Origin of the sequence: Nocardioides piscis, assembly GCF_011300215.1 — a bacterium.
Taxonomy (GTDB): Bacteria; Actinomycetota; Actinomycetes; order Propionibacteriales; family Nocardioidaceae; genus Nocardioides; species Nocardioides piscis.
On the sequence record NZ_CP049866.1, the window covers coordinates 127,510 to 150,664 of the forward strand.

General features: G+C 69.2%; 25 protein-coding genes and 1 pseudogene. 18 read left to right on the top strand and 8 right to left on the bottom strand.

Annotated elements, in window-relative coordinates:
- Nucleotides 1-16 precede the first annotated feature (16 nt).
- Complete coding sequence (locus G7071_RS00700) at nt 17-829, bottom strand: M57 family metalloprotease (RefSeq protein ID WP_166313756.1); 813 nt, start codon at nt 827-829, stop codon at nt 17-19.
- Nucleotides 830-993: 164 nt separating this feature from the next.
- Between G7071_RS00700 and G7071_RS00705 the strand changes: the two genes are divergently transcribed.
- The 3 genes from G7071_RS00705 (at nt 994) to G7071_RS00715 (ending at nt 3,448) form a co-directional block, all read left to right on the top strand.
- Nucleotides 994-1,773, top strand: a complete 780-nt coding sequence (locus G7071_RS00705) for an exodeoxyribonuclease III (protein WP_166313758.1) — start codon at nt 994-996, stop codon at nt 1,771-1,773.
- Between the two features lie 60 nt (nt 1,774-1,833).
- Complete coding sequence (locus G7071_RS00710) at nt 1,834-2,982, top strand: DNA recombination protein RmuC (RefSeq protein WP_166313760.1); 1,149 nt, start codon at nt 1,834-1,836, stop codon at nt 2,980-2,982.
- A gap of 61 nt (nt 2,983-3,043) precedes the next feature.
- Nucleotides 3,044-3,448 (top strand): DUF6542 domain-containing protein, encoded by a 405-nt coding sequence (locus G7071_RS00715; RefSeq protein ID WP_166313762.1) that lies wholly within the window; start codon nt 3,044-3,046, stop codon nt 3,446-3,448.
- 7 nt (nt 3,449-3,455) lie between these two features.
- On the opposite strand, the gene G7071_RS00720 is transcribed toward G7071_RS00715, so the two are convergent.
- Together G7071_RS00720 and G7071_RS00725 are read right to left on the bottom strand one after the other, a co-directional pair.
- A complete protein-coding gene (locus G7071_RS00720; RefSeq protein WP_166313764.1) occupies nt 3,456-4,076 on the bottom strand; it encodes an L-threonylcarbamoyladenylate synthase in 621 nt (206 codons plus the stop codon).
- Nucleotides 4,077-4,083: 7 nt separating this feature from the next.
- Complete coding sequence (locus G7071_RS00725; RefSeq protein ID WP_166313766.1) at nt 4,084-5,082, bottom strand: 4-hydroxy-3-methylbut-2-enyl diphosphate reductase; 999 nt, start codon at nt 5,080-5,082, stop codon at nt 4,084-4,086.
- A gap of 176 nt (nt 5,083-5,258) precedes the next feature.
- On the opposite strand from G7071_RS00725, the gene G7071_RS19760 reads away from it, so the two are divergent.
- The 3 genes and pseudogenes from G7071_RS19760 to G7071_RS00735 all read left to right on the top strand — a co-directional run bounded on the left by G7071_RS19760 (nt 5,259) and on the right by G7071_RS00735 (nt 6,602).
- Nucleotides 5,259-5,729, top strand: a complete 471-nt coding sequence (locus tag G7071_RS19760; RefSeq protein WP_343043559.1) for an exodeoxyribonuclease VII large subunit — start codon at nt 5,259-5,261, stop codon at nt 5,727-5,729.
- Nucleotides 5,675-6,412 (top strand): annotated as a pseudogene (gene xseA, locus G7071_RS19765) (exodeoxyribonuclease VII large subunit); the annotation flags it as partial. The gene G7071_RS19760 and the pseudogene xseA, both read left to right, overlap by 55 nt.
- On the top strand, nt 6,405-6,602 hold the full coding sequence (locus G7071_RS00735; protein WP_166313768.1) for an exodeoxyribonuclease VII small subunit: 198 nt from the start codon (nt 6,405-6,407) through the stop codon (nt 6,600-6,602). The pseudogene xseA and the gene G7071_RS00735, both read left to right, overlap by 8 nt.
- A 3-nt stretch (nt 6,603-6,605) precedes the next feature.
- Here G7071_RS00735 and G7071_RS00740 read toward each other — a convergent pair whose 3' ends face one another.
- Nucleotides 6,606-7,370 (bottom strand): trypsin-like serine protease, encoded by a 765-nt coding sequence (locus tag G7071_RS00740; protein WP_206062862.1) that lies wholly within the window; start codon nt 7,368-7,370, stop codon nt 6,606-6,608.
- Between the two features lie 183 nt (nt 7,371-7,553).
- Here G7071_RS00740 and G7071_RS00745 point away from each other — a divergent pair, with 183 nt between their 5' ends.
- Nucleotides 7,554-8,858 (top strand): HNH endonuclease signature motif containing protein, encoded by a 1,305-nt coding sequence (locus G7071_RS00745; RefSeq protein WP_166313770.1) that lies wholly within the window; start codon nt 7,554-7,556, stop codon nt 8,856-8,858.
- A gap of 117 nt (nt 8,859-8,975) precedes the next feature.
- Here G7071_RS00745 and G7071_RS00750 read toward each other — a convergent pair whose 3' ends face one another.
- A complete protein-coding gene (locus G7071_RS00750; RefSeq protein ID WP_166313772.1) occupies nt 8,976-10,031 on the bottom strand; it encodes a hypothetical protein in 1,056 nt (351 codons plus the stop codon).
- 141 nt (nt 10,032-10,172) lie between these two features.
- On the opposite strand from G7071_RS00750, the gene G7071_RS00755 reads away from it, so the two are divergent.
- Entirely contained in the window at nt 10,173-10,622 is a 450-nt protein-coding gene (locus G7071_RS00755) for an FAD synthase family protein (RefSeq protein WP_166313774.1), read from the top strand.
- Nucleotides 10,623-10,749: 127 nt separating this feature from the next.
- On the top strand, nt 10,750-11,541 hold the full coding sequence (gene ubiG / locus G7071_RS00760; protein WP_166313776.1) for a bifunctional 2-polyprenyl-6-hydroxyphenol methylase/3-demethylubiquinol 3-O-methyltransferase UbiG: 792 nt from the start codon (nt 10,750-10,752) through the stop codon (nt 11,539-11,541).
- A 15-nt stretch (nt 11,542-11,556) separates the two neighbouring features.
- On the opposite strand, the gene G7071_RS00765 is transcribed toward ubiG, so the two are convergent.
- Nucleotides 11,557-12,093 (bottom strand): DUF4245 domain-containing protein, encoded by a 537-nt coding sequence (locus tag G7071_RS00765; protein ID WP_166313778.1) that lies wholly within the window; start codon nt 12,091-12,093, stop codon nt 11,557-11,559.
- A gap of 35 nt (nt 12,094-12,128) precedes the next feature.
- On the opposite strand from G7071_RS00765, the gene modA reads away from it, so the two are divergent.
- The 4 genes from modA to glpX all read left to right on the top strand — a co-directional run bounded on the left by modA (nt 12,129) and on the right by glpX (nt 15,765).
- Nucleotides 12,129-12,905, top strand: a complete 777-nt coding sequence (modA, locus tag G7071_RS00770) for a molybdate ABC transporter substrate-binding protein (protein WP_166313780.1) — start codon at nt 12,129-12,131, stop codon at nt 12,903-12,905.
- Nucleotides 12,906-13,006: 101 nt separating this feature from the next.
- Nucleotides 13,007-13,771, top strand: coding sequence for an ABC transporter permease (locus tag G7071_RS00775; RefSeq protein ID WP_246210275.1), 765 nt, complete (start codon nt 13,007-13,009; stop codon nt 13,769-13,771).
- Nucleotides 13,768-14,751, top strand: a complete 984-nt coding sequence (locus tag G7071_RS00780) for a sulfate/molybdate ABC transporter ATP-binding protein (protein WP_166313784.1) — start codon at nt 13,768-13,770, stop codon at nt 14,749-14,751. Before G7071_RS00775 ends, G7071_RS00780 begins: the two co-directional genes overlap by 4 nt.
- A 9-nt stretch (nt 14,752-14,760) precedes the next feature.
- On the top strand, nt 14,761-15,765 hold the full coding sequence (glpX, locus tag G7071_RS00785; protein WP_166313786.1) for a class II fructose-bisphosphatase: 1,005 nt from the start codon (nt 14,761-14,763) through the stop codon (nt 15,763-15,765).
- Here glpX and G7071_RS00790 read toward each other — a convergent pair.
- Entirely contained in the window at nt 15,730-16,560 is an 831-nt protein-coding gene (locus G7071_RS00790) for an alpha/beta fold hydrolase (RefSeq protein ID WP_166313788.1), read from the bottom strand. The two genes, glpX and G7071_RS00790, sit on opposite strands and share 36 nt — an antisense overlap.
- Before the next feature lie 101 nt (nt 16,561-16,661).
- Here G7071_RS00790 and G7071_RS00795 point away from each other — a divergent pair, with 101 nt between their 5' ends.
- A complete protein-coding gene (locus G7071_RS00795; protein ID WP_166313790.1) occupies nt 16,662-17,630 on the top strand; it encodes an alpha/beta fold hydrolase in 969 nt (322 codons plus the stop codon).
- On the opposite strand, the gene galK is transcribed toward G7071_RS00795, so the two are convergent.
- A complete protein-coding gene (gene galK, locus G7071_RS00800; protein ID WP_166313792.1) occupies nt 17,595-18,692 on the bottom strand; it encodes a galactokinase in 1,098 nt (365 codons plus the stop codon). The genes G7071_RS00795 and galK overlap by 36 nt on opposite strands.
- 137 nt (nt 18,693-18,829) lie before the next feature.
- Between galK and G7071_RS00805 the strand changes: the two genes are divergently transcribed.
- The 4 genes from G7071_RS00805 to G7071_RS00820 are packed head-to-tail and all read left to right on the top strand — an operon-like array spanning nt 18,830 to nt 23,155.
- On the top strand, nt 18,830-20,107 hold the full coding sequence (locus tag G7071_RS00805) for an extracellular solute-binding protein (RefSeq protein ID WP_166313794.1): 1,278 nt from the start codon (nt 18,830-18,832) through the stop codon (nt 20,105-20,107).
- Nucleotides 20,104-21,045: a carbohydrate ABC transporter permease gene (locus tag G7071_RS00810; RefSeq protein ID WP_166313796.1), complete on the top strand. Its 942-nt coding sequence runs from the start codon at nt 20,104-20,106 to the stop codon at nt 21,043-21,045. The genes G7071_RS00805 and G7071_RS00810 overlap by 4 nt, the downstream gene beginning before the upstream one ends.
- A gap of 6 nt (nt 21,046-21,051) precedes the next feature.
- A complete protein-coding gene (locus G7071_RS00815; RefSeq protein WP_166313798.1) occupies nt 21,052-21,891 on the top strand; it encodes a carbohydrate ABC transporter permease in 840 nt (279 codons plus the stop codon).
- A gap of 4 nt (nt 21,892-21,895) precedes the next feature.
- Nucleotides 21,896-23,155 carry an ABC transporter ATP-binding protein gene (locus G7071_RS00820; protein WP_166313800.1) on the top strand — a complete coding sequence of 420 codons (1,260 nt, stop codon included), beginning with the start codon at nt 21,896-21,898 and terminating at the stop codon, nt 23,153-23,155.

The window sequence follows — 23,155 nt, forward strand, 5'->3', positions numbered from 1 at the left end:
GTCATGGCGATGGCTGTCAGGCGCCGTACAGGCTGCGCACTCCCGCCCGGTCGGTGTCGGTCATCGACAGGTCCTCCGAGCTGCCGTTGCACTGCGGGTAGTGCATGATCGACGCCGCGTCATAGGGAGTCAGCGGACGCCAGTTGTTGTCCTCGAAGCACGTGCCGGCCTCAGGTCGGGTGTGCTCGTGCCGGAAGCCCAACGTGTGTCCGAGCTCGTGGCCCATGATGTTGCCGGGCGTCCAGGAACCAGAGCTCATCAGTGAGCTGGCGTTGACGAGGACGTTGCGGCTGCGCTTGGACGTGCTGGGGAAGAACGCGCGCGCGATGTATTGCGTGGTGTTCGTCGGCTCGACCGAGAACAGCACCTGGTTGTTGCGAGTGGTGCAGCTGCCGTCCTGGGAGGTCACGTGCGTGTAGTTGACCTTCGAGCTGGCGCTCTCCCACATGTCGACGCCGGCGTTCATGGCGGTCACGACGTTGGCCTTCTGCGTCCCGAACTTGTTGCTCACGCAGTAGGTCAGGTTCATCGCCTGGGTCGCTGACCACCGGTCGTCGACGCCACCGACGGTGTTGACGACCAGGCCGTCCTCGTGGCCCGATTCGCCGACCATCCGGTCATAGAAGCCGCGCAGGTCGGCGTTGGAGCCGACGGGCTCGTCACCGTTGACGATGTACTGGTTGTCGGTGTCCTGAAGCGTGGACGCCTTGAACTCCTGATAGGTCGGCGCCGCGGCGCCGGAGTCCGTCGCTCCGGACGGGGCTGCCAGCGCGGCAGCTGCCATCACGGCGACGGACGAGAGAGCGATCGACCCGAGTCGAGTTCGCATGTGAAACCTCCATGTGGGTGGGTGAGGGCACACCGCTCCCGGGGTTCACTTCGGATTACGCAGCGCTTCCCGAGAACAGTGCGTGCGCTGAACCTCCCCCACCGCGGCGTCCGTGGCAAGGACCGCACAAAAACCTTCTCCCTGCCCCCTCCTAAAGTGGGTGGGTGCGCATCGCGACCTGGAACGTCAACTCCCTCCGCTCCCGCATCGACCGGGTCGAGGCGTTCCTCGACCGCCACGACGTCGACGTCCTGGCCCTCCAGGAGACCAAGGCCCGCGAGGACCAGCTGCCGCTGATGGGCCTCCAGGCCCGCGGCTACGAGGTCGCCGTCGCCGGGCTCAACCAGTGGAACGGGGTCGCCCTGATCTCCCGCGTCGGCCTGGAGGACGTCACTGTCGGCTTCCCCGGCATGCCTGCGTATGGCGATCCGCTGGCCGCCGAGTCGCGGGCCATCGGCGCCACGTGCGGTGGCGTGCGCATCTGGTCCCTCTACGTCCCCAACGGGCGCAAGCCCGACGACCCGCACTACGCCTACAAGCTCGACTGGCTGGCTCGGCTCCGGGAGGCCGCGGGCGACTGGCTGGACACCGAGACCGCGCTGGTGGGCGACTGGAACGTCTGTCCGACCGACGACGACGTCTTCGACCCTGCGCAGTTCCGGAAGTCGACGCACGTGACACCGCCGGAGCGTGCGGCGTTCCAGGGCTTCCTCGACGACGGCTTCGTCGAGGTGACGCGCGAGCATGCGCCCGGCTACACCTACTGGGACTACTACCGCCAGCGGTTCGAGCGCGACCGCGGCCTCAAGATCGACTTCGTCGTGGCCTCCCCCGCCCTGGCCGGGCGCGTGAGCAGCGCCTTCATCGACCGCGAGGAGCGCGACCCGGCCGCCTTCGCCGGCGCGCCGTCCGACCACGCCCCGGTGGTCGTCGACCTGGTCTGAGCGACGCCCGGGGGCGTGGGCTCCCGGCCGTTGTCGGTGGTCGCGGGCACCATCGACGACATGGAGATCCTGACGATCCTGTTGATGCTCGCGGTCGGTGTGCTGCTCGGCTTCGGGCTGGGCTGGTTCGTGTCACGCTCGCGTCCGCGCGACGAGGGCGTGCTGGCCGCGTTGACCGAACGCGGACAGGAGCAGGCGGTCGTGCGGGAGGGCCTGGAACGGCTCCAGGACCAGCTGAGGGATCTCGAGCACGCACGCTCGTCATGGCAGGGACAGTTCAGCCAACAGGTGAGCGACATGCGCTTGACGACTGAGTCCCTGCGGCGCGAGACGTCCTCGCTGACCTCGGCGCTGCGCAAGCCGCAGGTCCGGGGACAGTGGGGCGAGCTCCACCTGCGTCGGGCGGTCGAGCTCGCGGGGCTGGTCTCGCGGTGCGACTTCACCGAGCAGGTGCAGCTGGCAGACGGGGTGCTGCGGCCCGACGTGGTCGTGCACCTCGCCGGCGGCAAGTCGGTGGTGGTCGACGCGAAGGTGCCCCTCGACGCATTCCTGGATGCAGCCGCGAGCGAGGACGACGACGAGCGCGAAGCCCACCTGCAGCGACACGTGCGCCAGCTGCGCACCCACGTCGATCAGCTCAGCGGCAAGGCTTATTGGCGCTCGCTCGAGGAAACGCCCGAGTTCGTGGTGATGTTCGTGCCGGCCGAGGCATTCCTCTCGGCAGCCCTGGACACACAGACCGACCTGCTCGACTACGCCGCCGCCAAGAACGTCATCCTGGCCACCCCCACCACGCTGATCGCGCTGCTGCGCACCGTTGCCCACGGCTGGTCCCACGAGACGCTCGCCGCTCAGGCCGCCGAGGTCCGTCGGCTCGGCACCGAGCTGCACCAGCGGCTCGCCTCGATGGGCGGCCACCTGGACAGGGTCGGTCGCTCGCTCGGGGCGGCAGTCACCGCCTACAACGCAGCCGTCGGCTCCATCGAGGGACGGGTGCTGGTGACGGCACGCAGGTTCAACGAGCTGGGTGTCACCACCGACGACCTGACGACCCCGCGCCAGGTCGAGGAGGGCCCACGGAGCCTCAGCGCGCCGGAGTTCGCTGCGCTCGAGGAGCTCGCGGTCCCCGGCGCTGTCGAGGAGGCGCTGCTCGACGACTCCGGGGGCCTGCCCCCGCACGGCTCGGCCCGGAGCATCCGTGGCGCCTGACGGGCTCGGCACCCGGCGCGCCGCCGAGGAGCAGCCGCACCCCCGCCCTAGGTTGATGGACGTGAGTCAGACCGGTTCCGTGTGGAGCGAGGGGGTCGAGCCCGGCCGCCAGGCTGTCGCGCTCGGGATCGCGCTGGTGCTCACGATCGTGGCGATCGACGTGCTCCTCGTCGGCGAGCTGAGCTTCTTCTTCGACCTGTGCTTCATCGTCCTGTGCCTCGGCCTGGCGCTCATCGTCAAGCCACACGACTTCTTCACCGTCGGGGTCCTGCCGCCCCTGATGATGCTGGCGGTGTTCATCCTGCTGGCGGCGGTCGCGCCCGGCACCGTTGCGCGTCCCGACGACGCCATGGTCCAGGCCGTCATCTCCGGCCTCGCCCATCACAGCGGGGCGCTGGTGGCCGGCTATGCCACCTGTCTGGGCACGCTCGCCCTGCGGCAGCGCAGTCTCCGGCAGGCGGACTGAGCACGCCTCAGGCCTCGAAGCGTCCGGCGTCACCGGCACCGCGGCGTACGACCTCCGGCTCCGAGCCCGACCAGTCGATGACGGTCGTCGGCTCGGCTGTCGTCTCGCCCTCGATCACGACGTCGACGACGTGGTCGAGCTCTTCCTTGATCTCCCAGCCCATGGTCCGGGCCTCCGTCTCCCCCGGCAGGATCAACGTGCTGGTGAGGATGGGCTCGCCGAGCTCCTCGAGGATCGCGGAGACCAGGGTGTGGTCGGGGATGCGGACCCCCACCGTGCGCTTCTTCGGGTGCATCAACCGCTTCGGCACCTCACCGGTCGCAGGAAGGATGAAGGTGTAGGGACCCGGCGTCGCCGACTTGATCGCCCGGAACGCCGAGTTGTCGACGTGCACGAACTGACCCAGCTGGGAGAAGTCGCGACACATCAAGGTGAAGTGGTGGCGGTCGTCGAGGCCTCTGATGGACAGGATCCGATCGCGGCCGTCGCGGTTGCCCAGCTGGGCGCCGAGGGCATAGCCCGAGTCGGTCGGATAGGCGATCAGCGCGTCGTCGCGGAGCGCCTGGACGACCTGGGTGACCAGGCGCGGCTGCGGGTTGTCGGGATGGATGTCGAGATAGCGCGCCACGGTTGACTCAGCCCTGCTTGGCCAGACGCATGTCGCGGCGCAGCTCGGGCGGCAACGCGAAGATCAGCGACTCCTCCGCGGAGTGGACCGCGCGGGCGGCGGGATAGCCACGCTCGGCCAAGAAGGCGAGCACGCCCTCGACCAGGTCTTCGGGGACGGAGGCTCCGGAGGTCACCGACACGTTGGAGACGCCATCGAGCCACGCCTCGTCGATCTCGGTGTGGTCGTCGACGAGGTAGGACGCCTTGGCCCCCGCCTCGAGCGCCACCTCGACCAGTCGCACTGAGTTGGAGGAGTTGCGCGAGCCGACCACGATCACCAGGTCGGCCTGGGGCGAGATCTCCTTGACGGCCAGCTGGCGGTTCTGGGTGGCGTAGCAGATGTCGTCGCTGGGCGGGTCGAGCAGGAGGGGGAAGCGCTCGCGGATCGCGGCGACCGTCTCGAGCGTCTCGTCGACCGACAGGGTGGTCTGCGAGAGCCAGGCCACCTTCGCCGGGTCACGCACCACGATGTTGGCGACGTCGTCGGGGCTCTGCACGAGCTGGATGTGGTCGGGGGCCTCACCAGCGGTTCCCTCGACCTCTTCGTGTCCCTCGTGCCCGATCAGCAAGATGTCGTAGTCGTCGCTGGCGAAGCGCTTGGCCTCGTGGTGCACCTTGGTCACCAGCGGGCAGGTCGCGTCGATGGTCTTCAGGCCCCGCTCGGACGCCTCCGCGTGCACCGCGGGTGAGACGCCGTGGGCAGAGAAGACGACCGTCTGTCCCTGGGGCACCTCGTGCAGCTCCTCGACGAAGATCGCACCCCGCGACTCCAGGTTGGCCACGACGTGCTTGTTGTGGACGATCTGCTTGCGGACATAGACGGGGGCGCCATAGAGGTCCAGCGCCTTCTCGACCGTGATGACCGCCCGGTCGACGCCGGCGCAGTAGCCGCGGGGCGCTGCGAGCAGCACCTCACGAGCCGACTCGGGGTCGAGGACGGGAGGGAGGCCGAGGTCGGTGGTCATGAGCCCGAGTCTAGTTGTGGCGCGGCTGAGGGGACGATCGGCGACCGCTGTCGGACCTCTCGCCTACGCTCGCCTGCGTGCCCACCCTGCGCGACGCGACCCCCGAGTCCCCAGCACCGGTGCGTGCCGTCGCCAATGCGGTCACCCAGTGGATCGACCGTCTCGGCGCGGTCTGGGTGGAGGGTCAGCTGGCCCAGGTCAGCCGACGCCCCGGCATCAACACCGTCTTCATGACCCTGCGCGACACGGTCGCCGACATCTCGATCCCCCTGACCTGCCAGCGCACCCTGTTCGACTCGCTCAACCCTCCGCTCGTCGAGGGCGCCAGCGTGGTGGTCCACGCCCGCCCGTCGTTCTACCCCAACCGCGGCACCTTCTCCCTGCAGGCCCGTGAGATCAGGATGGTGGGCATCGGCGAGCTGCTCGCCCAGCTGGAGCGTCGCCGACAGCTCCTGGCAGCCGAAGGCCTGTTCGCGCCCGAGCTCAAGCGCGACCTGCCCTTCCTGCCCGCGCGCATCGGTCTGATCACCGCCCCAACAGCGCGGCCGAGCGCGACGTCCTCGACAACGCGCGGCGGCGCTGGCCGGCGGTCGAGTTCGAGGTCGCCCACGCCGCCATGCAGGGAGTGCGCTGCGCGGCCGAGGTGATGGACGCGCTCGCCCGGCTCGACAAGGACCCGGGCATCGACGTGATCGTGATCGCGCGCGGCGGAGGCGCTGTCGAGGACCTGCTGCCCTTCTCCGACGAAGCGCTGATCCGGGCGGTCCATCGCGCCCGGACCCCGGTCGTGTCGGCCATCGGACACGAACCCGACTCACCGTTGCTCGACCTCGTGGCCGACGTGCGGGCCTCCACGCCGACCGACGCCGCCAAGCTGATCGTGCCCGACATGGCCGAGGAGGTCCGCGGCGTGGTCTGGGCCCGCGACCGGCTGCGCCAGCTCGTCGACCAGCTCATCTCCCGCGAGCAGGACCGGCTCCTCGACATACGCGCCCGGCCGGTCATGCGCGACCCGCGCACGATCCTCGACCAGCGCTCGGTCGAGGTGAGCGAGCTGCGCGACCGGGCACGACGCCACCTCTCCCACCGTCTCGACCGGGCCGCCGACGACATCGGCCACCAACGCGCTCGGGCGCAGTCGCTGTCGCCGCTGGCGACCCTGCGACGCGGCTATGCCGTCGTCCAGGACGCCGAGGGGCACGTCGTCACCAGCGTCGGCTCGATCGCAGCCAAGCAGGAGCTCAGCATCCGGGTCGTGGACGGACGCATCGCCGCCACCGCGACCAGCACCCAGGCAGACCCACCCGCAGGAGGAGACAGCGATGAGTGACGACAACCCGTCCTACGAGGCGGCCCGCGAGGAGCTCATCGAGGTGGTGCGCACCCTCGAGGCGGGTGGCACCAGTCTCGAGGAGTCCCTGGCGCTGTGGGAGCGTGGCGAGAAGCTGGCCAAGATCGCGCAGGCCTGGCTCGACGGCGCGCGCGAACGTCTCGATGCCGTCGTCGCCGACGAGGAGTGAGGCTCAGGGCAGCGAGACGAACTGCCCCAGGAAGGCCCGAGCCGACTCGGTGTCCAGGCGATAGACCACGTTGGTGGAACGACAGACAGCGTCACCGGTGATCGTGATGCCCGCGATGACGTCGGTCGTGCCGAGGAAGTTCGGGCCGCCGGAGTCGCCGTAGCAGGTCCCACCATCGCCCGTGCTGGCGTTCATCGAGATGCGCAGCCAGGTCTTGTTGATCGCGTTGAGCTCGCCGGTGGCGACCATGCGACGGTCGTCATAGAGATAGCGGTGCCCGCCTGGCTCGTTGGTCACCTCGTAGGCGCCATAGCCGACGGACGTGAAGCGCTGGGTCGCGGACAGGTCGGAGAGCGAGTCGGCCTCGGGCAGCTGCGCGGGCTTGACGCCCTTGACGGACTTGTCGAGCACGACGACGGCGATGTCGTGGGAGTCGCTCTGGGTGCCGGGGTAGGCCGGGTCTGCCTCGAACGTGCCGTAGTAGAGCTTGTCACCGTCCTCGTAGTCGCTGTCGAAGGTCACCGCGACGCGCTCGCCGTCCGTGGCGCAGTGCGCGGCGGTGAGGAAGACGGTCGGCGAGATCAGGGTGCCGGAACAATAGATCCACGTGCCGTCGGAATACTGGGTCGGCGAGACGAGGCCACCGACCGCTGGGTGCTGGTTGCCGTCGAGCGTGCCGTTGATGATCGCCGTTGCCGGCGGTCCTGTGAGCAGCGAACCCAGCAGCACGCTGACGAGCATGAGGATGGTGGACAGACGGCGGCGCATCTCGACTCCCGGGGACGATGTGTGGACTGCCACCATCGCTCCCGTCCGGAAGCGGGTCAAGAGGCACGAGCGGGTGCCCGCTGAGGGCGGCGTGACGCCGCGTGCCGGGCGTTGCGCCCTGGTGGATTGCGGGCCGCTCTCACCGACTTTCCTGTGAATATCCCGTTCGCACGATGCGCACCTGTGAAGAAATCGAACAGGCGTTCCCTTGTATTCATAATTTGCCTAGAATCAAGCCATGGAAATGACCCTCGACAAAGCCCCAGAGCATACGCTGCTGGACGTCGTCGAGAGCATTTCCGAGGGCTTCGACAAGGCCGCCACGTTCAACCCGACGTTCCTCTCCACCAGCGACAAGGCCGAAGCCCTCAGCCAGCTTTCCGGCGTCGTCTCCCGCGCCCAGGGACTGATGCTCTCGGTGCTGGCCGCCTCCGCCGACGTGGCCGAGAGGCCGGGGCCCGCTCGGCAGGCGACTGGTTCGCCGCCACCACCCGCCACGACCACCGGCCGAGCATCGGCCTTCACCGGCTCGCCCGAACCCTCGACACCGACCACGTCCACCTCGGCGCCGCGGTCCGCGCCGGCCGGGTCAACCTCGACCAGGCCCGGGTCATCGCCTCTGCCCTCGACGACCTCCCCGACACCGTCACCCCCGCGGTCCGCGAACGGGCCGAGCTCCACCTCATCGACCTCGCCGACCACTGGGCACCCACCCCGCTGCGGCGCCTGGCCCGCAAGGTCCTCGACGTCATCGCCCCCGAGATCGGCGAACAAGCCGAACGCGAAGCCCTCGAACGCGAAGAACACGCTGCCGCCGAACGCACCCGACTGACCCTGACACCCCAGGGCGACGGCACCACCCGCATCTCGGGAAGGATCAGTGACGCCGCAGCCGCGCGGTTGCGGACCTATCTCGAAGCGTTCGCCTCACCGCGCCGTACGGCGTCCGAGTCCGACGGACAACGCGTCCCCACGCCGCGCCTTCTCGGCCTGGCGCTGACCGACCTCCTCGAAGCCCTGCCCGCCCAGGTCCTGCCCGCCCACGGCGGGACCGCGACCACCGTGACCGTCCACCTCGACCACGACCAGCTCACCGCCGCCCTCGAACGAGCCGGGGTCGCGACCCTCGAGACCGGCGACACCATCACCGCCTCGCAGGCCCGGCGCCTCGCCTGCCAGGCCAAGATCCTGCCCGCCGTCCTCGGCGGACGATCAGCAGTCCTCGACCTCGGCCGCTCCCGCCGCCTCCACTCAGCGGCGCAGCGCAAAGCCCTCCGGATCCAACAACACCAGTGCCAGACCGTCGGCTGCAGCGTCCCTGCCGCCTGGTGCGAGACCCACCACCCCCGCGCGTGGTCCGACGGCGGCACCACCGACCTCGACAACGCCGCCCTGCTCTGCTGTCACCATCACCACCGCGCCCACGACACCCGCTACCTCACCCAACACATGCCCAACGGCGACTACCGATTCGTCCGACGGACCTAGCCGAGAGGCATCAACACCGGCACAGTGACGGGGTTCTTGGACTCACCCGTGGAGCATCGGCGCTGCGACCACGACTACGGCACCGAGAGTGCGTGAACTCGACTCTTGCGCCGCCGTTCACTCCGGGACAAGCGCTCGCCGGTCCAGCTCGAGCACGACTTCGCACTCGCCCGAGGGTGCTTCGCACCGTACGAGAGCCCGTTGGCCCGACCTGTCGGTCACGTCGAGCACGAACGCATCTGCATCCAGCCACTGGAGACTGGGCAGCTCATGGGGCGGGCCGGCCACCGGGGGCAGCCTGACGGGATGCACCTCGCTTGGAGACTCACCACCGGGGTCCGTGGCTGCGACCTGAGCCTTGCCCCCGTCAAGCCAGGAGAAGACCCAGTCCTGGCTGACGGCTTCGGAAGCGTCGATCCGCACGCGCTCGCGATAGGACCCGTCGCTGGCATCGCCGACGCTCAACGGCGCTGCCCCGCGAGACACCACGACCTCGGTCGCCGTGGTGTCCACGAGAAAACCACCTCGGAGACCTCGGATCTCTCGGGGGCCTTGTCCGTGGTGGACGTTCCAGACCCAGGCTCGGCGCTGGCCGGGAAGGGCGGCATACAGGTCACCGGGCGTCGTGATGCCCACGACCTGGAACGGGTTGTCACAGCACGTCGGCGTTGCCGGGAAGGAGCGTCGGGCAATCGACCGGGCTCCCGACCGACCCAGAGCGACGACCACGACCTCGGGGTGGCCCTGCCCATCCTGCTGCCACGCGAGATGACGCCCAGTCGGATCGAGAACAGGGGGGCCGGTCGCCTCGTCCGTGATCGTTTCCACCGCGAAGGAGCGCTTGTCGACGCGCAGGAGCGAGAACCTTGCGTCGGACACGATGACGGCATGGGGCGAGTCGAGGATGCGCACCGGCTTGCTCTCGAGCTCGACCTGGCGGTCACCGAGGAAGAGGGTCCGGCCGAGTGCGTACGGCGCTTCTGCTGAGCCGCGAGGGAGGTCGGCCAGCGTCTGCGGGGCCGCGGTCGTAGGAGCAGCCGACGTCGGTCGCGGCGTCCCCCCGGCCTCCGGATTCGCCGCGGTGCCACTGCACCCGGACGCGAGAGCAACTGCCGACGCCAAGGCCAGGAATCGACTGGCGCGACGGCTCAGCCCCACGCCGGAAGAGGTCATGGCCGCATCCTTGCAGTCACCGGCTCGCGGGGGGTGATCTGCGGGCTTCGCGCGCCCCGGTCGTGCCGACGACCCGAGGGCGTCCTCGGGTAGAACTGTGGACTCGATGTCCCATGCGGACGAGAAGGCAGGAGCGCTGTCATGGCTAGACCGGACGTGGCTGCGGACCCCGGGGCGGCGCGGGTCTATGTCGACATGGTGGGAGACCTGTTCCACGCCGGCCATGTCGCGCTTCTTCGCGAAGCGCGCCGTCACGGTGACTGGCTGATCGTCGGAGTGCTGTCCGACGAAACCGCCGCCTCATACAAGAGACGCCCGATCATGACCCTCGCCGAGCGCGTCGCGGTGATCGAGTCGTGCAGATACGTCGACGAGGTGATCCCGGACTCGCCTGATCGAGTCACAGAGGACTTCCTGGACGAGCATGGGATCACCACGGTGGTCCATGGCGACGACTTGGCACCCGAGGCAGCAGACTCGGTCTACAGCGCCGCCGTGACCGCCGGGAACCTCGTGTTCGTCCCGCGCAGCGGCGAGATCTCGACCACCCTCCTGATCCAACGCGTGCTCGATGCGGCCGCCGAGGAGTGACCAGGTCATCGCCCGGGAGTGAGCAGCAATCCGCATGCCGACGAATGGGTATTCGAGGACCGAGATCGCGTTGCCCGGCTCAGCCACTCGTACGGTGGTGGCATCCACCTGGCGGGAGGGTGCGGCGATGCCGATCGACAACGAGGTGTACGAGCGTGAGGGCGCTGGCTGGTGGGACGAGGACAACCCGCTCAACATGCTCCACGGGAGCATGACGCCGGCGAGGCTCACCTACTTCCGCACGGTGCTGACGCAGCGGCTGCGTCTGGACCCGCAGGGACGGCGGGTGCTCGACGTCGGCTGCGGCGGTGGATTCCTGGCTGAGCAGTTCGCGCGACTCGGCTCGAGGGTCGTCGGCGTCGATCCCTCCGCGGTGTCCATCGACACCGCACGTCGCCACGCAGCGGAGAACGGGCTCGAGATCGACTACCGGGTCGGCCACGGGGAGGACCTGCCCGTGGCGGACGGCGAGTTCGATCTCGTCTACTCGTGCGACGTGCTCGAGCACGTGTCCGACCTCCAGAGGGTGCTCGGCGAGATCTCGCGCGCGTTGACGCCCCAGGGCGTCTTCCTCTTCGACACCGTCAACCGCACCAGGACGAGCAGGCTGCTCGCCATCAAGGTGCTTCAGGAATGGCGAGCCACCCGGATCAACGACGTCACCATTCATGACTGGGACATGTTCATCACGCCCGAAGAGCTGGAGGCCGGACTACGCTCCGAGGGCTTGATCGTGCAGGAGATCGCTGGTCTGGCACCACGCGCGAACCCGGTGTCGCTCCTCCTCAACGTGTCCAGGGCGAAACGGGGGAAGATCTCCTACGGGGAGCTGAGCCGCCGGCTCGACTTCGGACAGGTCAAGGACACCAAGGTTTCCTACATGGGCTTCGCCACCAAGACGGCCGGCGCCCCGCCGTGAGCCGGGTCCCCGTGGCTACTTCTCCAGCCGGGAGATGAGTTCGCGCAGGTCCTCGGCCGGGGCCGAGCCATAGACGAGCACCGTCTCGTCGCCGTACTCGATCGAATAGCCGGTGTCACCGCCTTCGTCGGTCCAGGTGGTCCAGGTGTCGCCGACGACACTCGGCAGGCGCAGCGGCTCGCCCTCGACCGCGTCCTCGTCGATGTTGAGGTCGACCAGCTCGCTGACCGACTCGTCCTCCTGACGGACGCCGACGAACTTCCCGTCGTCGGTGAGCATCCCGAGCCGCCACAGCTGCGGATCGATCTGGGAGAACTCGATCGACGTCGCCGTCCAGCCCGAGGGCAGGCTCGCGGGAGCCACGACGCCGAACCCGGCCTCGCGGGCAGCATCGGCGGCGGCTGCATAGTCGACGGGTTCCGGTTCGACCTCGACGTCCGCGCGCACGAGCGAACGCAGCAGGACGAAGGCGCCGATGGCCAACAAGGTGACCAGCATGGCGCCGATCATGCCGGTGGCCGAGCGTTGGTAGCGGCCGGGCTTCTCACTCACGCCGCCGATTGTCACAGGTGGGCTAGCGTTCGCCCGTGCCGCCCCGCCTGGACGTGACCCCCTCCACACGGGCGTTCGGCCGTGGGCTCATCGCACTCACGTTGGCCGTGTCCTTCACCGGGTGCGGTGCCGGCAGCCGGGCCGCCGACTCCGAGGTCACCGTGCTGGCCGCGGCGTCGCTGACCGACGTCTTCGAGGACCTCGGCACCGCCTTCGAGGCCGAGTATGACGATGTGTCGGTCACCTTCTCGTTCGGCTCCAGCAGCGAGCTGGCCGGGCAGGCCGCTGACGGGGCGCCGGGCGACGTCCTGGCGACGGCCGACCGGGCCTCGATCGACGTGGCCCAGGACGCAGGCGTGGGTGGCGAGATCGTGCCGTTCGCGACCAACGAGCTCACGATCGTGACTCCCCCGGGCAACCCGGCCGACGTCCGCTCGCTCGCCGACCTGACGGGCACGACCTGGGTGCGCTGCGCCGAGGAGGCGCCCTGCGGCCGGGTCGCGACGGCCCTGCTCGAGGACGCGGGCGTGGCCGCCGAGCCGGCCAGCCTCGAGGAGGACGTCAGAGCGACCCTGGACAAGGTCGCCTCGGGTGAGGCCGAGGCCGGGCTGGTCTATGTCACCGATGCCGTGGCAGCCGGCGACAGCGTCGAGGCGATCGACATTCCCGGGGCGGACGCCGCGTCCACGACTCACTACGTCACGGTGCTCGAGCAGTCCGGGTCGCCGGAGCTGGCGCAGCGATGGGTCGACTTCGTCGTCTCCGAACGGGGCCGAGCCATCCTCGACGACGCTGGGTTCGAGGCACCATGAGGCGAGCGCCTGAGCAAGCGTCGAAGCAGGCGACGAAGCAACCGCCGAGGCGGACGCCGAGGCGGACGCCGGGGCGGGGCGACCCGCTCGGTCGACCGCCCGTGCTGCTCCTCGTGCCGGCCATGGTGGCAGTGGCGCTGCTGGTGCTGCCGCTGGTCGCGCTGCTCGGCGCCGTCGACTGGCGCTCGCTCCCCGAGGACCTCGGCTCGGCGCCGCTTCGCAGCGCCCTGTGGCTGAGCATCACCACGTCGACGGCCGCGATGGTGGTCTGCCTGGTCCTGGGGCTGCCCGTGGCCTGGTTGCTGGCCCGGGTCGACTTCCCCGGACGCATGCTGGTGCGGGTGCTGGTGACGGTGCCCCTGGTCCTCCCGCCGGTCGTGGCAGGCATCGCGCTGCGGACGGCGTTCGGCCGCACGGGGCTGCTGGGCGAACCCTTGCTCGCCACCACCGGCTTCGCCTTCCCCTACACCGCGTGGGGCGTGGTGCTGGCGCACGTCTTCGTCTCGATGCCGTTCGTGGTGCTGGCCATCGAGGGGGCGCTGCGCTCGGCCGATCCCGACTATGACGCGGCCGCCGCCACCCTGGGCGCCTCGCGGCTGACGACCTTCCGCCGGGTGACCGTTCCGCTGGCGCTGCCCGGCATCGTGGCCGGGATGGTGCTCGGGTGGGCACGGTCGCTGGGTGAGTTCGGCGCGACCATCACGTTCAACGGCAACTACCCCGGCAGCACGCAGACGATGCCGACACTGATCTATGTCACCCGTCAGGGCGACCAGGACGCCGCGCTGGCGCTGAGCCTCGTGATGCTCGTCGTCTCGGTCTCGGTCCTGCTGCTGCTCCGCGACCGTTGGCTGGGCACGCCATGAACCCGTCGTCCGGGCTGCACGTCGACCTGTCCGTGCCCGGCCGCGCCCAGGTCGAGCTCGACGTCGCAGCGGGCTCCGTGGTCGCCGTGATCGGGCCCAACGGGGCCGGCAAGTCGTCGTTCGTGCGCGCTCTGGCCGGGCTCGTGCCGGCGCAGGGAGTCGCCGTGCTCGACGGCACCGACCTGCTCCGCGTCCCCGCTCGGGACAGACAGATCGGCCTGGTCTTCCAGGACCAGCTGTTGTTCCCCCACCTGAGCGCGCTCGACAACGTCGCCTTCGGTCCGCGGGCGCGCGGCAGGTCGCGCAAGGAGGCCGACCGCCGGGCTCAGGAGCTCCTCGACGTGTTCGGCATCGGTGACCTCAGCCACCGCCGACCTCGCGAGCTGTCGGGCGGCCAGGCCCAGCGGGTCGCCATCGCCCGGGCGCTCGCCACCGAGCCCGACCTCCTGCTGCTCGACGAGCCCTTCGCCGGACTCGACGTCACGGTCGCGATGGCGTTGCGCATCGAGCTGGCCAGCCACCTCGCGACGTACGGCGGCATCGCCATCCTGGTCACGCACGAGGCCATCGACGCTCTCACCCTCGCCGACGAGGTGCTGGTCCTCGACCAGGGCCGGGTCGCGCAGCGCGGGACCCCGCGCGAGGTCGCGGCGCGCCCGGCCACCGACCACGTCGCCCGTCTCGTCGGTGTCAACCTCCTGCGCGACGACGACACCTTCACGACGTTCTCACCGCGTGACGTGACGGTCAGCCTGGCCCGACCGGAAGGTTCGGCGCGCCTGCAGTGGAGCGGGCAGGTCGCCAGCGCGCAGCCGCACGGGGACGCCGTACGCCTCCTGGTGGAGACTTCGCCCCCGTTGCTCGCGGACGTCACCCCCCAGGCGGCCGCCGAGCTCGGGCTCGCCCCCGGCCGCGAGGTGTGGCTGAGCGTCAAGGCCACCGCCGTGAGCCGGTACGGCGCGGACGCCGATGACCGATAACATGCGCCCATGACGCCGTCCACGCAGCCGCCAGACCGCAACCTCGCCCTCGAGCTCGTGCGGGTGACCGAGGCGGCCGCGATGGCCGCGGGCCGCTGGGTCGGTCGTGGCGACAAGAACGACGCCGACGGCGTGGCCGTCAACGCGATGCGCGTGATGATCTCCAGCATCGGCATGGACGGCGTCGTCGTGATCGGCGAGGGCGAGAAGGACAACGCCCCGATGCTCTACAACGGCGAGCAGGTCGGCGACGGCACCGGCCCCAAGTGCGACGTGGCGGTCGACCCCATCGACGGCACCACGCTCACCGCGAAGGGCATGAACAACGCGATCTCGGTGCTCGCCGTGGCGCCTCGCGGCTCGATGTACGACCCCTCGGCGGTGTTCTACATGGAGAAGCTGGTCACCGGCCCCGAGGCGGCCGACGTCGTCGACATCCGCAACTCGGTCGCCGAGAACATCCACCAGGTCGCCAAGGCCAAGGGCAGCTCGACGTCCGACGTGACGGTCGTGCTCCTCGACCGTCCGCGGCACGCCGCCATCGCCGAGGAGATCCGCGCGACCGGTGCCCGCATCAAGTTCATCATCGACGGCGACGTGGCCGGGGCGATCATGGCGGCCCGTCCCGACACCGGCATCGACCTGCTGCTCGGTGTCGGCGGCACGCCTGAGGGCATCATCGCCGCCTGCGCCATGAAGGCGCTCGGAGGCGTCATCCAGGGTCGGTTGTGGCCCCAGGACGACGACGAGCGCCAGCGTGCCCTCGACGCCGGCCACAACCTCGACCAGGACTTCGTGCTGTCGACCGACGACCTGGTCACCGGCGACGACTGCTTCTTCGTCGCGACCGGCATCACCGACGGCGAACTGATGCGCGGCGTCCGCTATCGCGCCGACTGTGCGACGACCGACTCGCTCGTGATGCGCTCACGCAGCGGCACGATCCGTCGCATCAGCAGCGAGCACCAGCTCTCGAAGCTACGCGATTTCTCCGCAATCGACTTCGACAGCTAGGCGGGCGGGCCGCAGGGCCGTCGCGACCGCTGCCACCACCCTGGGGTCGACGGCCATGCCGACGTGCGACGCGCTCACCTCGACCGGCTCTGCTGCCGGGTCGATGCAAGCTCGCCAGTCCACGATCCCGTCGCGGCGGGAGAAGATCGCGGTGAAGTCGACCGTCTCGGCGAGCGGCGACTGACAGTCGTCGAAGCTGCGACGAGCGCAGGGACCGGAGACGCAGTCCTCCGACATGGCCCCGGAGAGCCCTGCCCGGCTCAGCCGGATGAGCACGGCCACGCCGGCCGAGAGGCTGGCGTGGTGGGCAGCCGGCGCCATCATCGGGCTGCCCATCGTCACCAGCCCCGACACGAGGTCGGGTCGGCGGGCGGCGACACCGCGCGCGAGCATGCCGCCCAGGCTGTGACCCACCAACCGGACCTTGCTCCCCCGGCGCTCGGCGATCGACTCGAGTCGCGCCTCGAGCTGTTCTGAGACACCCAGGGGGCAGCCGACGTTGGCGTGGATGTGGGAGCGGTAGGTGCGCAAACCTTGTTGCTGGAGGGCGCGCCGCATGAGGGCGAGGCTGCCGTCCCCGGCGAGGAAACCCGGGACCAGCAACACCGGCTCGTCGCCGCGTGCTGGGAAGCGACGGGCGTAGGGCAGCTGCTTGCGCTCGCTGCGGCGACTCACCGTCGACAGGGCATAGCGCCCGGCCTCACCGACGATCCGGCCCTCACCGAGCAGCGCGTGCGCCCGCGGACGACCGAAGCCCTCGGGCAGCAGGAAGTCAGCGAGTGTTGTGTGGGTCACATCCGCGAACCTAGGCCTCGTTTCAACCAATCAACAGCATTTCCGCCCTCGGATCACTGCCGATATCGGATCGTTGCAATCGGTCGTGTTCACTTGACCGCATGGTCAGGTCGTCAGCATCGAAGCCCGAGAACCCCTCCTCCGTCGCGGTCTCCGAGGAGCTCTTCGCTCCCGTCAGCCCCACGGTCGAGATCTGCTACCAGACGTTCGGCTCCCCCGACGACGACCCGCTGCTGCTGGTGATGGGCCTCGGTGGCCCAATGATCTGGTGGGACGAAGACTTCTGCGCCCGACTCGCACGGGCCGGCTTCCACGTCATCCGCTACGACAACCGCGACACCGGTCGGTCCTCGCGCATCAACCAGCGCGTGACCCGCGCCCAGCTCGTCCGCGCCTTCACCACCGGCCGCGGCAGCGTGCCCTACTCCATGAGCGACCTCGCCGGCGACGGGCTCGCCCTCCTCGACCACCTCGGGATCGAGGCCGCCCATGTTGCCGGTGTCTCCATGGGCGGGATGATCGCGCAGACGATGGCGCTCGAGGCGCCCACGCGGGTCCTGTCCATGACGAGCATCATGTCGACCACCGGCCGACGCACCGTGGGCTGGCAGAGCCCCAACCTGCTGCCCACGCTGATCAAGCCCCGTCGGGGCGGCCGCGAGACCTACATCGAGACCAACTCGTTGATCTGGAACCTGATCGGGTCTCCCGACTTCCCCGTCGAGCCCGCCGTCCTGCGCGAGCGCGGCGGCGACACCTTCGACCGGGGCGTCTCGGCCAGCGGGGTCCTGCGACAGATGCTGGCCGTCCTGCGCCAGCCCAACCGCACACTGCGCCTGCGCAACCTGCGCGTGCCCACGCTGGTGATCCACGGGATGGCCGACAAGATGGTGCACGTCAGCGGCGGGCGCGCCACGGCGGCAGCCATCCCCGGCGCCGAGCTGTTGCTCATCGACGGCATGGGCCACGACCTGCCGGTCGACCTCTACGACACGTTCGTCGACGGGATCCGCCGCACGGCTGACCGGTCCGGCTCAGCCGTCGACCACACGGGCACCGCCGCCGGCTGACGCGGTGAAGGTGGCCGGCGTGGTGAGGCCGGCGTGCGCGAACGCGTGAAGGACGGCCGCCTCGGCCTCCTGCACGGCCTGCGACTCGACCAGGCCGAGCACGCAACCACCGAACCCGCCGCCGGTCATCCGCGCGCCGTGTGCGCCGGCGCCGACCAGCGCCCTGACCGCGAGGTCGACCTCGGAGACGGTGATGCGGAAGTCGTCACGCATCGAGCTGTGGGAGTCGCTCAGGAGCCGACCGACGTCCCGGGTGCGGCCGGCCTCGAGCAGCTCCACCGTCCGCAGCACCCGCTCGTTCTCGGTCACCACGTGACGGACCAGGCGCCGCAACACCTCGTCGTCGAGCCGCGACAGAGCGGGTTCGAGCTCCTCGCCCGCCACGTCTCGCAGTGCACGGACGCCCAGCCGCCGAGCGGCCTCCTGGCAGCCGGCGCAGCGATCGGCATACGCACCGTCGGCGTTGCGGTGGGAGACCCGGGTGTCGACGACGAGGAGGGCCAGCCCGTCCGCGGCCAGGTCGAACGGCACCGGCCGCGTCACGAGCGAGCGCATGTCGCACCACAACGCATGTCCCTGCCGGGCCCGCAGCGAGACGAGCTGGTCCATGCCACCGGTCGGCACACCCACGACGTCGTTCTCGACGGCACGCGTCAGGGCAAGCAGGTCGGGCGCCCCGTCCGGGTCCAGCTCCAGGGCAGCGACCAGCGCAGTGGCGACGGAGCAGACCAGGGCTGCCGACGACGACAGGCCGGCACCGAGGGGTACGTCGCTGTCCACCTCGACCCTCAGCGGCGGGACCTCCACACCGGCGCGCTGCAGCAACCACAGCGGGCCGAGGACGTAGCGCGCCCAGACGGGGGCCTCGTCGGGCGTCGCCGTCGGCTGCACCGACACCTCGGCCGCCTGCTGACGAGAATGGGCGACCCACGCATTCCCGCCGAGTCGCACGCTCGCCGTACACCCCATCTCCAGGGCCATCGGGAGGACGAATCCGTCGTTGTAGTCGGTGTGCTCGCCGATCAGGTTCACCCGTCCGGGTGCGAACGCACGGGCTGCCATGGGCTCAAGGTTGCCAACTGGACCCCATCAGGACTAGACCTGTGACCCGGGACACAAATGAATGGAGGGGGCGGATGACTCGTTCATCGACGCAGCCACGCAGACGTACACGCCGCTGGGCGGCTCAGGCAGGAGCCTTGACGCTGGCCTGCGGGCTGCTCGCGTCCTGTTCGGGCGACGACTCCGGGAAGGCTCAGCTGAACTGGTACGTCAACCCGGACGGCGTGGCCACCTTCCAGGAATACGCGAAGTCGTGCAGCACCGACGACTACGACATCGTCGTCGACCAGCTGCCTGCCGGCGCCACCGACCAGCGGGTGCAGCTCGCCCGCCGCTTGGCCGCCGAGGACTCCTCCACCGACCTGATGAACCTCGACCCGGTGTTCGTCGCCGAGTTCGCCAACGCCGGCTGGCTGGCGGAGGTGCCGGAGGAGAAGGCGCAGGAGATCATCGCCAGTGCCGAGGGCGAGGGTGAATACCTCTCCGGCGCTGCCGAGACCGTCATCTGGGAGGACAAGGCCTTCGCGATTCCGCTGTGGGCCAACACCCAGGTGCTCTGGTATCGCAGGTCGCTCGCCGAGAAGGCCGGCCTCGACATGGAGCAGCCCGTCACCTGGAAGCAGATCATCGAGGCGGCCGAGTCCAACGGCGCCTCGGTCGGGGTGCAGGCCAACCTCTACGAGGGCTACCTCGTCTGGATCAACGCTCTCGTCACGGGTGCCGGAGGCGCCATCGTGGAGGACACCGAGGCCGGGCGCGACGCGGAGGTGACCATCGACTCCGACGCGGGACGCAAGGCCGCCGAGGTGGTGCAGGCGCTCGCCGAGTCCGAAGCCGCACAACCCGACCTCTCGGTCTCCAACGAGGGCACCGTGCTGGGCCCGATGTGGCAGGACCCGGGCGAGTTCATGGTGAACTGGACGTTCGTCTACGCCAACTACAAGGGCCTGATCGGTGGGGCCGGCGGCCCGGCCGACGAGGAGGCCTTCGAGGACCTCGGCTGGGCGCGCTATCCGGCCACCGTCGAGGGCGAGGAGTCCAAGCCGCCCATCGGCGGGATCGACATCGGCGTGGGTGCGTTCTCCGACGAGCCCGAGTTCGCCATCGAGGCGGCCGAGTGCATCACCTCCACCGAGGCCCAGGTCGACCTGGCCCTCAACGACGGGCTCATGCCCTCGACCAACGAGGCCTACGACGAGGTCGCCGCCAGCGGCGACTTCCCCGAGGACCTGATCAAGCTCTACCAGGAGAGCGTGGACACCGGAGGGCCCCGGCCGAAGAGCGCGTTCTACGCCACGATCTCCAGCGCCATCCAGAACGAGTGGCACTCACCGAGGTCGGTCGACCCGGAGAGCACACCCAAGAACTCCGCTGAATATCTCGAGGCCGTACTGGAAGGGAAGAAGCTGCTATGAGCACAACAGCCGTGCAGACGGCGACCCCGACCTCGAAGGTGCCAAAGGCCGAGAGCGATCGCAGCAAGTCCGAGAACAGGCTGGGCCAGCGGCTGGTCCTGCCCTCGATCATCCTGATGTTGATCGTGACCGCGTTCCCGATGCTGCGGGCGCTCTATCTCTCGGTCTTCGACTACACCCTGACCGCACCCGACGACCGCAGCTTCGTGGGCTTCTCCAACTACGTCACCGCGTTGACCGACCCGCTGTTCTGGACGTCCACCGGCATCACGGTCCTCTACATGTTGGTGACCGTGGCGATCGAGCTGGTCATCGGCTTCATCTTCGCCATGGTGATGCACCGGCTGATCTTCGCCCGGGGGGTGGTGAGGACCTCGATCCTGATCCCCTACGGCATCATCACCGTGGTCTCGGGGTTCGCCTGGCAGTTCGCGTTCTCCTACCAGAACGGCTTCGTCAACTCGTGGCTGCCGTTCATCGGCGCAGACTTCAACTGGTTCGGCGACACCACGCCCGCGGTCATCGCGATCTGTGTCTCCGAGATCTGGAAGACGACGCCGTTCATGTCGCTGCTGCTGCTCGCAGGACTGGCCCAGGTGTCCGAGGACATGGTCGAGGCGGCCAAGGTCGACGGCGCCACCTGGTGGCAGCGCCTGTGGAAGGTGGTGCTGCCCAACATGCGCTCGGCGATCATGGTCGCGGTGCTGTTCCGGGCGCTCGACGCCTACCGCATCTTCGACAACATCTTTGTGATGACTGCCGGGGCCGAGGACACCGCCTCGATCAGCTTCCTCACCTACCGGCAGACGATCGAGCAGTTCCAGCTCGGCATGGGCTCCGCCTTGTCGGTGCTGCTGTTCCTCTCGGTGCTCGTCATCGCGTTCTTGATCATCAAGCTGTTCCGAGTCGACCTGGCCGCAGCCCGGCAGGAAGGGTGAGTTGAGATGAAGAAGCTCGGAGTCCCCATCGGGGTGACGCTCATCTTGCTGTGGTGCCTGCTCCCCGTGGCCTGGATCATCTCCTTGTCGTTCAAGTCCGAGGAGTCCATCACCGCGGGCAACCCCGGCTTCCTGCCGGGCGAGGGCACCTTCGCGGGGTGGGCCAACTACGACAAGGTCCTCAGCGACCCGCTCTACGACTACTTCCCCCGCGCGATCCTCAACTCCATCGGCATCAGCCTGATCGCCACGGCGCTCTCGGTGATCGTGGCCACCCTGGCGGCATACGCCATCGCCCGCCTCGAGTTCAAGGGCAAGCGCCTGGTGCTGTCGCTGGCGCTGGTGATCGCGATGTTCCCGGTGGTGTCGCTGGTCGGGCCGCTGTTCGACATGTGGCGCACCCTGGGGATCTATGACACCTGGATCGGCCTGATCATCCCCTACATGTCGTTCACGCTGCCGCTGGCGATCTGGACCCTGTCGGCCTTCTTCCGCGAGATCCCGTGGGAGATGGAGCAGGCGGCCCAGGTCGACGGGGCGACGTCGTGGCAGGCCTTCCGCAAGGTGATCGTGCCGCTGGCGGCACCCGGGGTGTTCACCGCGGCGATCCTGACGTTCTTCTTCGCCTGGAACGACTTCGTCTTCGGGATCTCGCTGACCTCGACCGAGGCGGCACGACCCATCCCGGCGTCACTGGCCTTCTTCGTGGGGGCCGATCCGTTCAACCGGCCGGCGTCCCTGCTGGCGGCCGCAGCGGTGATCTCAACGATCCCGATCATCATCATCGTCCTGCTGTTCCAGCGCAAGATCGTCGCTGGACTCACCTCCGGCGCAGTGAAGGGTTGATCTGATGTCTGCCATCAACATGAAGAACATCGTCAAGAAGTACGGCGACGGCTTCCCGGCCGTCAACGACGTCAGCATCGACGTGGCCGACGGGGAGTTCATGATCCTCGTCGGTCCCTCCGGCTGCGGGAAGTCGACCCTGCTGCGGATGATCGTGGGGCTCGAGGACATCACCTCGGGCGACATGATCATCGGCGACCGCAAGGTCAACGACCTGGCGCCGCGCGACCGCAACCTGGCGATGGTGTTCCAGAACTATGCGCTCTATCCCCACCTCACGGTCTACGAGAACATCGCCTTCCCCCTCCGGCTGGCCGGGGCCAAGGACAGCGAGGTCGACGAGAAGGTCCGCAACGCCTCGAAGACCCTCGAGCTCGACGAGCACCTCGACCGCAAGCCCGGCAACCTCTCGGGTGGTCAGCGTCAGCGGGTCGCGATGGGTCGCGCCATCGTCCGCGACGCGGACGCGTTCCTCTTCGACGAGCCGCTGTCCAACCTCGACGCCAAGCTGCGCGGGCAGATGCGCACCGAGATCGCCCGCCTGCAGAAGAAGCTCGGCATCACCACGGTCTATGTCACCCACGACCAGACCGAGGCGATGACGCTCGGCGACCGGGTCGCAGTGATGAAGCGCGGGATCCTGCAGCAGCTCGCGACACCGCGCGAGCTGTACGAGAACCCCGGCAACCTCTTCGTCGCCGGCTTCATCGGCTCCCCGCCGATGAACTTCGTGCCTGCCGAGGTCGACGGCACCTCGGTCAAGATGCCCTTCGGCACCGTCCAGATCCCCGAGGCCCGGTCGAAGAACGCCCAGGGCAAGGGGCTCCTCATCGCCGGCATCCGGCCCCAGCACTTCGAGGACGCATCGGTGATGCAGACCAAGAAGGAGGGCTCGACCTTCAAGACCACGGTCGACGTGGTCGAGTGGCTCGGCAACGAGGCCTATGCCTACATCCCGTTCGAGGCTCCGCCCGAGGTCAAGGAGCAGCTCACGCAGCTGGAGAAGGACCTGGACGGCGAGGCGATGCGCACCCAGCTCGTCGTGTCCCTCGACGGTGCGAGCAAGATCAGGGAGGGCGACGAGGCGGAGATCTGGGTCGACGCCGAGAAGATCCACCTCTTCGACCCCGCCACCGGCGAGAACCTCACCGTCGACCTGGAGCACGCAGGCCGGATCCACGGCCATGAGGATCCCAAGTCAATGGCCAGGGCAGAGAAGATGGCTGACCAGGGCGAGGAGATCCACTCCGCCGAGAAGTCCTGA

What these genes read in the sequence shown, in the direction of transcription:
- G7071_RS00700 (WP_166313756.1), bottom strand. Translation starts at nt 829, where the DNA reads ATGCGAACTCGACTCGGGTCGATCGCTCTCTCGTCCGTCGCCGTGATG.
- G7071_RS00710 (WP_166313760.1), top strand. Translation starts at nt 1,834, where the DNA reads ATGGAGATCCTGACGATCCTGTTGATGCTCGCGGTCGGTGTGCTGCTC.
- G7071_RS00725 (WP_166313766.1), bottom strand. Translation starts at nt 5,082, where the DNA reads ATGACCACCGACCTCGGCCTCCCTCCCGTCCTCGACCCCGAGTCGGCT.
- G7071_RS00735 (WP_166313768.1), top strand. Translation starts at nt 6,405, where the DNA reads ATGAGTGACGACAACCCGTCCTACGAGGCGGCCCGCGAGGAGCTCATC.
- G7071_RS00740 (WP_206062862.1), bottom strand. Translation starts at nt 7,370, where the DNA reads ATGCGCCGCCGTCTGTCCACCATCCTCATGCTCGTCAGCGTGCTGCTG.
- G7071_RS00750 (WP_166313772.1), bottom strand. Translation starts at nt 10,031, where the DNA reads ATGACCTCTTCCGGCGTGGGGCTGAGCCGTCGCGCCAGTCGATTCCTG.
- G7071_RS00755 (WP_166313774.1), top strand. Translation starts at nt 10,173, where the DNA reads ATGGCTAGACCGGACGTGGCTGCGGACCCCGGGGCGGCGCGGGTCTAT.
- ubiG (WP_166313776.1), top strand. Translation starts at nt 10,750, where the DNA reads ATGCCGATCGACAACGAGGTGTACGAGCGTGAGGGCGCTGGCTGGTGG.
- G7071_RS00780 (WP_166313784.1), top strand. Translation starts at nt 13,768, where the DNA reads ATGAACCCGTCGTCCGGGCTGCACGTCGACCTGTCCGTGCCCGGCCGC.
- glpX (WP_166313786.1), top strand. Translation starts at nt 14,761, where the DNA reads ATGACGCCGTCCACGCAGCCGCCAGACCGCAACCTCGCCCTCGAGCTC.
- G7071_RS00795 (WP_166313790.1), top strand. Translation starts at nt 16,662, where the DNA reads ATGGTCAGGTCGTCAGCATCGAAGCCCGAGAACCCCTCCTCCGTCGCG.
- galK (WP_166313792.1), bottom strand. Translation starts at nt 18,692, where the DNA reads ATGGCAGCCCGTGCGTTCGCACCCGGACGGGTGAACCTGATCGGCGAG.
- G7071_RS00810 (WP_166313796.1), top strand. Translation starts at nt 20,104, where the DNA reads ATGAGCACAACAGCCGTGCAGACGGCGACCCCGACCTCGAAGGTGCCA.
- G7071_RS00815 (WP_166313798.1), top strand. Translation starts at nt 21,052, where the DNA reads ATGAAGAAGCTCGGAGTCCCCATCGGGGTGACGCTCATCTTGCTGTGG.
- G7071_RS00820 (WP_166313800.1), top strand. Translation starts at nt 21,896, where the DNA reads ATGTCTGCCATCAACATGAAGAACATCGTCAAGAAGTACGGCGACGGC.